This is a genomic window from Micromonospora sp. BQ11 (genome assembly GCF_052068135.1).
Classification (GTDB): domain Bacteria; phylum Actinomycetota; class Actinomycetes; order Mycobacteriales; family Micromonosporaceae; genus Micromonospora.
In genome coordinates this window covers 499,159-511,882 of sequence record NZ_JBQHDB010000001.1, presented here as the reverse complement: position 1 = coordinate 511,882, position 12,724 = coordinate 499,159, and the positions used below count along the sequence as shown (strand labels likewise).

General features: G+C 72.5%; 11 protein-coding genes. 8 read left to right on the top strand and 3 right to left on the bottom strand.

The genetic code is table 11. The annotated features are described in order from the left end of the window. Positions 1–6: 6 nt before the first annotated feature. Positions 7–513, bottom strand: a complete 507-nt coding sequence (locus tag ACTMSW_RS02480) for a GNAT family N-acetyltransferase (RefSeq protein ID WP_441178764.1) — start codon at positions 511–513, stop codon at positions 7–9. 184 nt (positions 514–697) lie between these two features. Here ACTMSW_RS02480 and ACTMSW_RS02475 point away from each other — a divergent pair, with 184 nt between their 5' ends. Both ACTMSW_RS02475 and ACTMSW_RS02470 read left to right on the top strand, forming a co-directional pair. Next, complete coding sequence (locus ACTMSW_RS02475; RefSeq protein ID WP_441178763.1) at positions 698–1,714, top strand: ATP-binding cassette domain-containing protein; 1,017 nt, start codon at positions 698–700, stop codon at positions 1,712–1,714. Further along, entirely contained in the window at positions 1,711–2,565 is an 855-nt protein-coding gene (locus ACTMSW_RS02470) for an ABC transporter permease (RefSeq protein ID WP_441178762.1), read from the top strand. The genes ACTMSW_RS02475 and ACTMSW_RS02470 overlap by 4 nt, the downstream gene beginning before the upstream one ends. A 40-nt stretch (positions 2,566–2,605) precedes the next feature. Here ACTMSW_RS02470 and ACTMSW_RS02465 read toward each other — a convergent pair whose 3' ends face one another. Then, entirely contained in the window at positions 2,606–5,890 is a 3,285-nt protein-coding gene (locus ACTMSW_RS02465) for an ATP-binding protein (protein ID WP_441178761.1), read from the bottom strand. A gap of 160 nt (positions 5,891–6,050) precedes the next feature. Here ACTMSW_RS02465 and ACTMSW_RS02460 point away from each other — a divergent pair, with 160 nt between their 5' ends. The 4 genes from ACTMSW_RS02460 to ACTMSW_RS02445 are packed head-to-tail and all read left to right on the top strand — an operon-like array spanning position 6,051 to position 7,610. Next, positions 6,051–6,497, top strand: a complete 447-nt coding sequence (locus ACTMSW_RS02460) for an SUKH-3 domain-containing protein (RefSeq protein ID WP_441178760.1) — start codon at positions 6,051–6,053, stop codon at positions 6,495–6,497. A gap of 50 nt (positions 6,498–6,547) precedes the next feature. Further along, entirely contained in the window at positions 6,548–6,988 is a 441-nt protein-coding gene (locus ACTMSW_RS02455) for a helix-turn-helix domain-containing protein (RefSeq protein ID WP_441178759.1), read from the top strand. After that, complete coding sequence (locus ACTMSW_RS02450) at positions 6,981–7,349, top strand: DUF4180 domain-containing protein (RefSeq protein WP_441178758.1); 369 nt, start codon at positions 6,981–6,983, stop codon at positions 7,347–7,349. Before ACTMSW_RS02455 ends, ACTMSW_RS02450 begins: the two co-directional genes overlap by 8 nt. A 42-nt stretch (positions 7,350–7,391) precedes the next feature. Continuing rightward, complete coding sequence (locus tag ACTMSW_RS02445; RefSeq protein WP_441178757.1) at positions 7,392–7,610, top strand: hypothetical protein; 219 nt, start codon at positions 7,392–7,394, stop codon at positions 7,608–7,610. Between the two features lie 110 nt (positions 7,611–7,720). On the opposite strand, the gene ACTMSW_RS02440 is transcribed toward ACTMSW_RS02445, so the two are convergent. Further along, the gene (locus ACTMSW_RS02440) at positions 7,721–8,404 is read right to left on the bottom strand and encodes an 8-oxoguanine DNA glycosylase OGG fold protein (RefSeq protein ID WP_441178756.1); all 684 of its coding nucleotides are present in this window, start codon (positions 8,402–8,404) and stop codon (positions 7,721–7,723) included. Between the two features lie 138 nt (positions 8,405–8,542). Here ACTMSW_RS02440 and ACTMSW_RS02435 point away from each other — a divergent pair, with 138 nt between their 5' ends. Together ACTMSW_RS02435 and ACTMSW_RS02430 are read left to right on the top strand one after the other, a co-directional pair. After that, entirely contained in the window at positions 8,543–9,442 is a 900-nt protein-coding gene (locus ACTMSW_RS02435; protein WP_441178755.1) for a fibronectin type III domain-containing protein, read from the top strand. Between the two features lie 198 nt (positions 9,443–9,640). Next, positions 9,641–12,715, top strand: coding sequence for a DUF3427 domain-containing protein (locus tag ACTMSW_RS02430; protein WP_441178754.1), 3,075 nt, complete (start codon positions 9,641–9,643; stop codon positions 12,713–12,715). Positions 12,716–12,724: the final 9 nt, after the last annotated feature.

The following is a 12,724-nucleotide window of genomic DNA, read 5'->3' as shown; positions in this document are numbered from 1 at the left end:
GCGCTGTCAGTCGGCGCCGGTGAGGTCGAGCCGCCAGTCGTTGGAGTGCATGATCCGGCCGGGCGGGTACTCGAACTCCGTCGGGCCGAGCAGCGTGAACCCGGCCTTGCGGCAGACCGCGTTGGACGCCGGGTTGTCCACCGACGGGTAGGCGTGCACCCACCGGTGCGTCCGCCGGGCGCGGGCCGCGGCCACCGCCGTCAGCACCGCGGCGGTGGCCAGGCCCCTCCCCTGGTACGCGGGCAGCACCGCCCACCCCATCTCCCAGACCCGGACGCCGTGCCAGTCCCGTTCCCAGTGGCCGACGCTGCCCACCCGCGACCCGTCCGGCAGCGTGACCACGTACATGCGACTCGGACCGGTGTCGCTCATCCGGGCGTAGCGGTCGTTGCGGGCGACGACCTGCTCGTCGGTCTCCGGCCCGCCGGTGTGGTCCCGGACCTCCGGCGCGTTGAGCTGCCGCAACAGGTCCAGGTCGGCAGTGCTCCACGGTACGATCCGCACGTCGTCCATCCCGCTCCTCCGTCACCGTCGCCGCGATTCAAGCAGTCACCTCCGACACCGCGCGGCGGAACTCCGGCCGCGGACGGGCCCACGGGTTCCGCCAGATCCGATCTGGCGGAGCGTCTGGCGCCGACCGGGTGTGGGGCGACCGGCCCCGCACGTCCTGCGGGACAACGGAACAGGGGCGGAGATCATGAGCAGACGCACCACCGGCCTCGCCGTCGAGGCCGAGGGCCTGACCCGGGCGTTCGGGAAGACCCGGGCGCTCGACGGGATCGACCTGCGGGTCCCCGCCGGCACCGTGTACGGGTTGCTCGGGCCGAACGGGGCCGGCAAGACCACCGCCGTACGGGTGCTGGCGACACTGCTGCGGCCCGACGGGGGCCGGGCCCGGGTCTTCGGGCACGACGTGGTCGACGAGGCCGACGCGGTCCGCAGCCGGGTCAGCCTCACCGGCCAGTACGCCTCCCTCGACGAGGACCTGACCGGCGAGGAGAATCTGGTGCTCCTCGGCCGGCTGCTCGGGCTGCGCAAGCCCGCCGCCCGGCAGCGGGCCGACGCGCTGCTCGCGGCGTTCGGTCTGACCGAGGCCGCCGACCGCCAGGTCAAGAAGTACTCGGGCGGGATGCGCCGCCGCGTCGACATCGCCGCGAGCATCCTGAACACCCCGGACCTGCTCTTCCTCGACGAGCCGACGACCGGCCTGGACCCGCGCAGCCGCAACCAGGTGTGGGAGATCGTCCGGGCGGTCGTGGCACACGGCACGACGGTGCTGCTGACGACGCAGTACCTGGACGAGGCCGACCAGCTCGCCGGGCGGATCGCCGTCGTCGACCACGGCCGGGTGATCGCGGAGGGCACCCCGGGTGAGTTGAAGTCGTCGGTCGGGGCGGGCACCGTCCACCTGCGGCTGCGCGACCCGGCCCGGCGACCCGAGGCCGAGGCGGTCCTCGGGGCGGCGCTCGGCGTTCCGGTGCAGCTCGAACCGGACCCGGTGGCGCTGACCGCCCGGGTCGGCAGCGACGGCACCGACCTGGAGGCGAGCGAGCAGGCCGCCCGCGCCCTCGGGGAGCTGGCCCGCGCCGGCATCGTCGTCGACGACTTCTCCCTCGGCCAGCCCAGCCTGGACGAGGTGTTCCTGGCCCTGACCGACCACCCCGCCACGCCGGACGACTCGGGGCGGGACGCGCAGCTGGAGGCAGCCCGATGAGCGACACGACGACCACGACCGGCCCCGCGCCCTCGGTCTACGTGCCCTCGACGGAGGCACTGGCGACCGTCCTGGCACCCGGCTCCCGGCCGCCCCGGCCCAGCGCGCTGTCGGCGTCGCTGACCTTCGGGTGGCGGGCCATGCTGAAGATCAAGCACGTGCCGGAGCAGCTGTTCGACGTGACCGCGTTCCCGATCATCATGGTGCTGATGTTCACCTACCTGTTCGGTGGCGCCCTCGCCGACAGTCCGCGCGACTACCTCCAGTTCTTCCTGCCGGGAATCATGGTCAGCAGCGTCGTCATGATCACCATGTACACCGGGGTCGGGCTGAACTCCGACATCGAGAAGGGTGTCTTCGACCGGATCCGTACGCTGCCGATCTGGCGGCCCGCCGCCCTGGTCGGCATGATCTTCGGCGACGTCCTGCGGTACGTCCTCGCCGCCACCGTCATGCTGGCGGTCGGGCTGGCGCTGGGGTTCCGGCCCGCAGGCGGGCCGCTGGGCGTGGTGGCCGGGATCGGTCTGCTGGTGGTCTTCTCCTTCGCGTTCTCCTGGGTGTGGACGTTCTTCGGGCTGGTGCTGCGCAGCGAGAAGTCCGTGATGGGCGTCAGCATGATGGTGCTCTTCCCGCTGACCTTCCTCAGCAACGTCTTCGTCGACCCGGTCACGATGCCCGGCTGGCTCCAGGCGTTCGTCAAGGCCAACCCGGTGACCCAGCTGGTGTCGGCGGTCCGCGCCGCGATGGCCGGAGACACCGACCCGACGAACACCATGTGGATGCTGCTGTGGAGCGCGGGGTTCCTGGTCGTCTTCGGCACCCTGACGATGCGCCGCTACAACCGCCGGTGACCGGTTCCCGGGCGCCGTCGCCAGCGGCGGCGCCCGGGTGTCACAGGCGCCAGGGCACCGGTGCGGCCGGCTGGTACCGGCAGGAGCTGCCGGTGGACACGCTGTCCCGCAGGTGGGCGGCGAGCGCGGGGTGCCGGGCGTCGATACGACGCAGGGTGTCCCGGATCCGGCCGGTCACCGCCTTGCGGGCCCGCTCGGATTCGTCGCCCAGGCGGCGGGTGCGGCCGGCCAGTCCGGCCGCGGCCCGCAGTTCGCGCAGCAGCGCCGCGCGCTCCGCGTCGAGGGCGTCCACCCGCCGCCGGTCGCCCCGCTCGGCAGCCCGGTCGATCTCGTCGTCGAGCCGGTCCAGGTGCCGCCGGTAGCGCGCCTTCGCCTCGTCGTCCAGCACCGGGTCGCCACCGAGGCGGCGGGCGGCCACCAGCTCCGGCCCGGCGGCCGGGTCGAGCAGTTCCACCGCCGGCACGTCGACGCCCGGCCGGCTCACCAGCAACCGCAGGTCGTGCAGGCCCTTCGCGTCCGGCAGGTGCACCACCGTGCCGTCCCAGGCTAGCTCCCAGACCGGACCGTCGCGGCGGAACGCGTACGCCGGCGGGGATGCCGGCCCGACGGCGGCGGCCGGCGGCGGAGCGGCGTCGGCGGTGGGTGCCGGGCCGGTGTCGCCGGACCGCGCACGCACCTGGGCCATGCCCAGCTCGCGAGCCTCCCGCAGGACCTCGGCGCGGATCGCGGCCGCCTCGGCCCGGTCGCCCGGGCCGTCCCGACCGGTCAGCGCCTCGACCAGGCCGGCGCGGGCGAGCACCGACCACGGCCGGGACCCCATCCGCTCGGCGGCGTCGCGGGCGGCGGAGAACCCGTCGACCGCCTCGTCCCACCGTCGCCCCGCCGCGTCGACTACCGCGAGCCAGTGGTCGACCGGGCCGCTCAGCTCGCAGCCGAACAACGCCACCAGCCACTGACCCCGGTACGCTGCCAGCTCCTCCCGTACCCGGTCGCCGCGCCCCGGTTCGCCGGTCGCGGCGGCGACCTGGGCGGCCAGGCGCAGCCACAGCGGCGACACCGGACGGGGGTACGCCACACCGGCCGCCTCGATCTCACCGACCAGCCGGAGGGCCTCGGCGTGGTCGCCCCGTTCCACGGCGGTGATGCCCCGAAGCAGGGCGAGGTACGGGTAGTCCTCCGCAGACAGACCGTCGAGCAGGGCGTCGACCTCGGCGAAGCGGCCCTGGAGCAGCAGCCACGACCACCGCACGTGCTTGCCGAGGAAGCCGTGCTCGCCCTCCGGCCACTCGTCCAGATCGCCCAACTCGTCGATGGACGTGCCGGCGGCGGCGAAGTCGCCCCGGAAGGCGGCGATGATGCCCCCGTCGATGGCGCCGGCCATCCGGTGCCGCACCGCGCCGCTCTCCTCGGCTCCCCGGACGAACGCGGTCCACTCCGCCAGGTAGCCCGGGTCGCCCAGTTCGAGGAGCGCGACCCAGCGCAACGAGGTGGCCCACAGCACGGTCTCCTCGTCGCCCGCCCGGCGGGCCACGTCCCGGATCTCGGCGGTGATGGCCGCCCGTTCGCCGGCCGTGCCCATCCCCCAGGTGGTGTCGTGCAGGGTCCACAGGCTGAAGGTGAGCGCCTCGTCGTCGGCGCCCCGCCGGGCGAGCCGCTCGGTGACGGTGACCAGGTCGGTCACCACGGCGGGAAGGGACGGCACCTCGTCGGGAACGCCGACCAGCCGGCGGTGCGCCTCGCGCAGCATGCCCTCGGCCCGGTCCGTCGCCCCGGCCGGCGTCCAGTGGTGACGGTGGACCGTCAGCGCCACCCGGGCCAGCACCGCCGGATCGTCCAGCGCCAGCGCCAGGGGTTCGGCCTCGGCGAGCAGCGGGCCCGCCTCCTCCCGGCGACCGGCGTGGTGCAGCAGGCCGGCCAGCTCGACCATGATCCGGACACGCTGCGCCGGATCCACCGCGACCGTGTACGCCCGGCGCAGGTGCTCCGCCGACTCCTCCAGGGCCATCCGTCGGCCGGCCTCTCGGGCGGCGACCACCAGCAGGTCGGCGGCGCGCTCCGGCGGGAGATCGGGCACGCCGAGCCAGGCGTGCCGGGCCAGGTCGGCCGGGACGAGGTGTACGGCGAGCGCCGCCGATCCGTCCACCGCCCGCACCACCGCCGCGTGCCGGGCCCGGCGGTCGGCCGCCGGCAGCCCGTCGTACAGGGTCTCGCGCACCAGGTCGTGCACGAACGCGGAGCGGCCGGCACCGTGGTCGAGCACCAGCCGGGCCGCCACCGCCCGGTTGAGGTCCCGGTTGACCTGCGCCGGGGGCCGCCCGACGCTGGCCGCCAGCAGCCCCCGGTGGAACTCACGGCCGAGCACCGCGGCGGCGGTGAGCGTGTCGACCACCGGTGCCGGTAGTTGCGCCAGCCGCTGCCGGACCACCTCCCGCACGCCGGGGGCGACCTGGTCGACCGACCCACCGGTACGCCACAGCCGAGCGGCCTGCTCGACGAAGAACGGGTTGCCGCCGGTGCGGCGGTGCATCTCGTCGATGACGTCCTCGTCGGCTTCGCGTCCCGCCGTACGGAACACCAGCGCGCTCACCTCGTCGCGGGACATCCCGGTGAGGGTCACCGTCGTGGCTTTCGCGGTCAGTGGCACCAGCAGCGGCGCGAGGGGATGGTCGGCCACCTCGACCTCGGCGTCCCGGTAGGTGCCCAGCAGCAGCAGCCGCTCGAACCAGGTGTGCTGGGCGGCGAACCGCAGCAGCCGCACCGACGCCGGGTCGGCCCAGTGCAGGTCGTCGAGGACGACCACGACCGGCCGGCGCTGGGAGACCGCGACCAGAGCGGTGGTCACTGCGTCGTAGAGGGCGAACGCGTCCCGCGCGGCGTCGTCGGCCGTCGCCTCCGCGTTGACGCCCGCCGCCTCGCGCTTGTCGTCGACGCCGGGCGGGTTTTTCTCCGTCGGCCTCCCGTCGACGCCGGACGAGTCGCCGGCCGGGCCGGTCGCCTCGCCGAGCAGCATCGCGAGGGCCGGTTCGGCGACCTCCCGGGCGACCGCCCAGTCGTCGGCGGAGCGGCGCAGCCCGCGGACGGCCTGCACCCACGGCCAGTAGCCGGGCGCGTTGTCGGAGTCCCAGCACGCGGCACCGAGCACCAGCGCGCCGCGCCGGCGGGCCTCGTCGGCAGCCGCCGTCACCAGCGTCGTCTTGCCGATGCCCGGCTCGCCGGTGACCAGGACGAGCCCGCCGTGGCTGTCCAGCACGCGGTCGACCTCGGCACGCAGGAGGGCGGCCGGATGTTCACGCCCGATGAGGGCTTCGCCGTGCCGCGGTTCCATGGCTCCGCACCGTAACGGAAAACACCGACAGACTCTTCCGAGTACAAGCTCAACCGAGCGGTCGAGTTCCCACTGGCCTCGCCCACGGCGGCTGGCACCTGTGGTGCGGCAACAGTTTCGTGTCGGTGAGGAACGAGTTCGACCTCAGGGAGGCGTTGTGATGATGCGCACCGACGAGCGCGACCTGCCGGCCCGGGTGGCGCAGGTGCTCCGGGCCGCCGGATGGTCGCCGCGGCGGCGCGTGGACGTGAACGCGTGGGAAACGGCACTCGCCCCCGAGGGCTTCGCCATGCACGCCGCCGCGCGGGCGTTCCTGACCGAGTTCGGTGGTCTGGAGGTTCTGGTCAGCGGCCCCGGGCGGGACTACGCCCGGGCCGGCGTACGGCTCGACCCGGCCCTGTGCCTCGGGCAGAAGACATGGTTCGACGGTTTCGCCGGGCCGACGGCCGGCCAGTTGTATCCCGTCGGCGAGGAGTACGACGGGCACGCAAGCCTGGCGATCGACGTGGCCGGCACCGTGCACATGCTCTTCAACAGCCAGATCAAGACGGCCGGCCCGGGTGCGACCGGGCTGGCCCGGCTACTAGAGGGCGAGGACGCCCCCTGATCTTCGTCCTCGTTACCTAAACTTCCCTGTTGGCGCTATCGTAGGAAACGATGAGTAATGAGATGTACTCGGTTGAGCAGGTGGCGGAGCGGCTCGGCCTGCACGTGCGAACCGTGCGCGGCTACATCCGCTCCGGGCGCTTGCGAGCGGTACGGATCGGCAAGCAGTACCGGATCGCGCGCGCCGATCTCGACGCGTTGACCGGGCGCCCGCAGCCCACCCCCGACGGTGCGGCGTCGGTCGAGGTGTCCAGCGTCGTCCGGATCGATGACGTCGACCGCGCGGCGGCCGATCGGCTCGGCACGTTCGTCCTCGCCGGGGCGAACACCAACCACGACCCGGCGGACCCGCTGCGGGTGCAGACCGTGTACGACGAGGAGCGACAGCGCATGACGATCATGATTTTGGGCGGCCCGGCCGCCACCGCCGAGCTGCTGGGACTGCTCGACGGAGTGTTGGGCGGCGACAACGGGCTGGTGCGCCGTGCCTGACGACATCCGGGAGCAGGCCGGCGTACGCGTCCTGGTGTGCGACCCGGACGGCCCGCCCATCGTCACCGAACAGGACGCGCTGGACCTGATCGGCTCGGCGTTCCTCGGCGTCGAGGTGGTGGCCGTACCGGCGAGCCGACTGGACCCGCGTTTCTTCTCGCTGGGAACCCGGTTCGCCGGTGACGTGATGCAGAAGTTCGTCAACTACCGGCTGCGCCTGGTCGTCGTGGGTGACATCGCCGCGCACCTGGCGGCCTCGTCGGCGCTACGCGCGCTGGTGCAGGAGTCGAATCGGGGCGGCCATGTCTGGTTCGTGCCGGACCTCGACGCCCTCGACGCCCGACTGGCCGCCCCCGCCTGAGCGGCGACGACTAGCCGCTACCTGGCCGGGTACGCGGCCCCCATGGGTAGCCACAAGCCGAACAAGCATGATCCTGGCGGCGAGTCGGCGCGCGCGGGCCGGCATCCGGGCAGCGGCGCGCGGGGCCGCCAAGGTTCGGAGGTCGAGCGCTCGCCGAAGGGCCGGCACCTGCGGACCGCCACCGGCGCGGCGGGCAGCGAACGCGACCAGGGCCGGGCCAAGGTCCAGGGCAGCGAGCGGGTACACCGCCAGGGAACCTGATCGTCGGACGCCGCGCCAAGGTTTTGGTGCTGGGGCGCGGCGTCCGGCGCAGTGCTGGGGCGCGGCGTCCGGCGCATCCGAGCCGGGGCGCAGCGTTCGGCGCGGTCCGCTCATTCGGCTGCCGGTCGGCCACCGGCCGGGTCGGCGTCGGAGGGCGGCCACCGGTCGTGGAACAGCGCCATCTCCACCTCGTCCGGCTGGAGTCCCCGGGCCTCCGCCTGCGTGTTAGCCCAGCGCAGGTAGGCGAGCCACTCCTCGGACAGCCAGCCGGACCGACGCCGCACCCCGGCCTCGGCGGGTAGCCGATTGGCCACCACCCGGTCGAGGATCAGCGGTCGCAGGCCCTCGGCGTCGCGTTTGTAGCCGGCGAAGTAGAGCAGCTTCGTGAAGAACGCCGGCCCGAGCCACGGCAGGCGTGACTCCGCCGGATCGCGGAACCGCCGGTACGCCGTCCGCAGCGCCTCCTCGTCGGGAGTCGCCGCCGCGATGCCGTCGAGGGCGTGCGTCAGGCGACTGCCGTCCGGATCGCCCTGCAACGAGCGGGCGGCACGCCACGGGCCGTAGCCGATCGGCCCGTACCCCCACATCAGGACGGCGGCGAGGAGTTGGCGAGGGCTCGCCGCTCCGTCGCGCCAGGCGTCGACGACCGCGAACACGTCCCGACGCCAGACGGCGCCGGTCTCGGGGAAGCCGGTGGGCCAGGCGTCCGCGGGTAACGTCGCCCGCCACCGGTCGGTGTGGACGGTGATCGGAGCGGGTTCGCCGGGCAGGGCGGGACCGTCGTGCAGCGACACGGGTAACCCCCTCACGGGTTGTAGGTATCCCGGACGCTATCGACGGTCCGATTCCGCCAAGGCCCCGCGACGGGAAATCGGGGTATCAAGCCCCTTAATGATTGATAACCATCACTGCATGGCCCTACGCTGCCCACCATGCGTGTCCGCCGTGAAACCGTCGCCGTCGTTCTCGCCGCGCTGCTCAGTCAACTCACCGTCAGCGCCGCCCGCGCCGACGACACCCCGGCGCTCACCACCCCCGGCGCGCCGGTCGTCGTGGTGGACGAACCGCACCGGCTCACCCTCTCCTGGGCCGGCTCCACCTGGGTTGGCGAACCGGCCGGCGAGGAGCCGATCACGTACGAGGTGCGGGCCCAGCTGGGTACCAACGTCTACCGAGGGCTGGGCAGCACCACCGCCACCACCATCACCCTCACGAACCTGTCCCCGGGCAGCGAGTACCGCATCGCGATCAGCGCGTACACGATCGGCGGCTACTCCGACCCCTCGCCGGTCACGCTGGTCCGCACCGCGTACGGGCGCGCGAAGGTCAGCTACCTCAACCTCGACTGGTCGCCGACGAACAACCAGATCCAACACGTCCTCCAGGTGACGAACACCGGGACGGGGCCGCTCGACCTGGCCACTGTGCGGGTGCGGTACCACCTCCTGTTCGAGGGCGGCAACACCTCGCTGGTGCTGAACTGCGACTGGGCGGCGTTGGGCTGCGACCGCATCCGGCGCACCCTGGCGTTCTTCCCACCGCCGGCACCGCCGCCTCCGCCGCCGGGCGGCACGCCCACCCCGACGCCGACCCGGTACCCGCTGCCGGGCACGCCGGTCCCCGGTTATGTGGAGCTGACCTTCACCGGCGGGGTGCTCGCCCCCGGTGAGTCGTCCGGGCCGATCTACCTGCGCCACCACCGGCACAGCTGGACCGACATCAACGAGCGCGATGACCCGAGCTGGCGGGAGGCGACCGGTCAGTGGACCGACAACAGCCGGGTCACCCTGGACGTCGACGGGGTACGCGAGTTCGGAGACACGTTTGCCTGACCCTCTGTCGGTAGCCTGGTCGCTGATTGCGAGGTGCGCCTTCATCCCGCGAGAGGACGTCGGCGGACCGCCAGACGGGTTGGCGGGCAGGCGACGGGAAGCCGATGATGGACGCAAACCGTCGTAGACCCGACAGCGGCTGCAAGCAGGCCTAGCAGGGGACAGCGGCCACCCATCGAGGCCGGCTACCTTGCCGGAGTGACGGATCTTGAGCGGGGCATCTATGAGCACCTGATCACCCGCGACCTGGCCACCCGCCTCCAGCAGGTAGACCCCGCCTGCATTCAGCACGACAAGCTCGACCCCGCCGACGCCCCCGACGCCCTCGCCCGTCACATCGCCGCCCTGACCCACCGCGCCCTCAAGGCCGTCGCCGGCGGAGACAACAAGCTCCAGAACCAGATCGACCTCGCTAACCGCATCGCCGACTCGATCGCCGCGATCAGCCCTCAGGCGGCCACGGCACAGGACCAGGTGACCGACGCCAAGCACCTCCTGCACGCCATCGCCGCCCCACCCACCCCGCCCGCTCAGGCCATATTTCCCACCCGCCCGACCACCCCGCTGAGCACCGGCGCTCTATTGGTCAATGGCAGAAACCAGCCCCGCATCGGCCACGAGGTCACCCACGAGATGGCCTCGGCAGAGCAGGTTGACCTGCTCTGCGCGTTCATCAAGTGGCACGGCCTACGCATCGTCGGGCCGGCCATCCGGAACCTGATGCAGCGAGGAGGCCGGCTGCGCGTCATCACCACCACGTACCTCGGCGCGACCGATCAGCGGGCCCTCGACCGGCTCGCCGAGTTGGGCGCCGAGATCAAGGTGTCCTACGAGACGCGGACCACCCGGCTGCACGCGAAGGCATGGCTGTTCCGCCGGCACAACGGCACCACCACCGCGTACGTCGGCTCGTCGAACCTGTCGAAGGCCGCCCTGGTCGACGGCGTCGAGTGGAACGTCCGGGTTTCCAACATCGAGCAGCCGCACGTCATCGACACGTTCACGGCCACGTTCGAGGACTACTGGAACGACCCGGCGTTCGAGGACTACCACCCCGGCCGGGACGCCGATCGCCTCCGGATGGCGCTGACTGGGGAGCGGCCAGGCGAGGCAGCCACCCCGATCGTGAACCTGGACGTCCGGCCGTACCCGTACCAAGCCGAGATCCTGGCCGACCTGCACGCCGAGCGCGAGGTACATGGCCGGCACCGAAATCTGGTGGTGATGGCGACCGGCACCGGCAAGACCATCGTGGCCGCCCTCGACTACCGCCGGCTGCGCAGGGCGGGCACAACAGACTCGCTTCTCTTCGTCGCCCACCAGGAACAGATCCTGCGGCAGAGTCTGGCGACGTTCCGGCAAGTCATGGGCGACGGCAGCTTCGGGGAGATGCTCGTCGGGGGCAGGGAGCCGCAGCACTGGCGGCACGTCTTTGCCTCCATCCAGTCGCTGCATCGTCGGGAGATCAACCCCGAGGCGTACGACATGGTCGTCGTCGACGAGTTCCACCACGCGGAGGCGCCGACGTACGCCCGTCTCCTCAACCGGCTGCGTCCCCGCGTACTCCTGGGGCTGACGGCGACCCCCGACCGCAGCGACGGCGGCGACGTGCGGCGGTGGTTCGACGGCCGCGCGGCCGTTGAGCTGCACCTGTGGGACGCGTTGGAGCGGCAGTTGCTGGCGCCGTTCCAGTACTTCGGGCTGCACGACGACACGGATCTGTCGCAGCTGCGCTGGAAGCGCGGGCAGGGGTACGACCCGGCGGAGCTGGACGGCGTCTACACCGGCAACCACGCCCGGGCGCGGATGGTGCTGCGGGCGGTACGGGACACCGTCGATGCCGGGCGGATGCGGGCGCTGGGGTTCTGCGTGAGCATCGGGCACGCCGATTTCATGGCGGACTGGTTCAACCAGCACGGCGTGGCGTCGGCGGCGGTGACGTCGCGGGTCGACGGCGCTGCGCGGCAAGCCCTCCTCAGAGACTTCAGGAACGGCACGCTCAAGGTGCTCTTCACCGTGGACCTGTTCAACGAGGGCGTTGACCTGCCGATGGTCGACACGATTCTCATGCTGCGGCCCACCGAGAGCGCGACAATCTTCCTCCAGCAGCTCGGCCGCGGGCTGCGCCTCGATGACGACAAACCCTGCCTGACGGTGCTGGACTTCATCGGCGGCCAGCACGCCAACTTCCGCTTCGACCTGCGCTGGCGCGCCCTGACCGGGGTCAGTCGCAAGGCGGTCAAGGAGGCCGTCGAGCAGGACTTCCCGTCGCTGCCGAGTGGCTGTCACGTGCAGCTGGACCGGGTGGCGAAGGATGTCGTGCTCACCAATCTGAAATCGGCGCTGCCGACGTCGAAGAACGGCCTGGTCGCCGAGCTGCGGCAGCTCGGGGACGTCAGCCTGGCCGACTTCCTACGGGAGACCGGTGTCGAGGTCGAGGACGTCTATCGGTCCGCCAGTATCGGCGGGTGGACGGGACTGCGGCGGCTCGCCGGCGTAGAGACCACGCCGCCCGGCGCGGACGACCGGGAGCTGGGCCGGGCGATCGGTCGAATGTTGCACATCGACGACCCCGACCGGGTGGACCTGCTGGCCCGCGTGGCGACCGGGGAGCGGCCGGACCTCGGGCGACTCTGGGACATGCTGCACTTCGACCTGTGGGGGCCGAACACGCCGCTGGCCTCGCGCGACGAACGGTTGGCGCGGCTCTGGGCGGAACCCGCCCGCTGCGTCGAACTGCGCCAGGTCGCGGAGGTGCTGCGGGACCGGATCCACCGCGTCACCCCGGAGCCACTGCCGGGTGCGGTGCCGCTACGGGTCCACGCACGCTACAGCCGCAATGAGGCGTGCGCCGCCTTCGGCATGGCCAACCCGGGGTCGCTGCGCGAGGGTGTGAAGTGGCTGGAGTCGGAACAGGCGGACCTCTTCTTCGTCACCCTGGTCAAGTCGGAGCACCACTACTCCCCCACCACCATGTACGCCGACCGGGCCATCACCGACGAGCTGTTCCAGTGGGAGTCGCAGAGCACGACGTCGGCGGCCTCGGCGACCGGGCAGCGCTACATCCACCACGCCTCACGCGGCTCGACGGTGCACCTGTTCGTCCGCGAGTCCAAGGTGCCCGACCGGGACCTGGGCGCGCCCGCGTACCTGTACGCCGGCCCGATGACCTACCGGGAGCACAGCGGGGACCGGCCCATGCGGATCATCTGGCAGTTGGCGCACCCCCTGCCCGCCGACGTCTACACGACCGCCCGGGCGATCGCCGCCTGAACAAGGGGC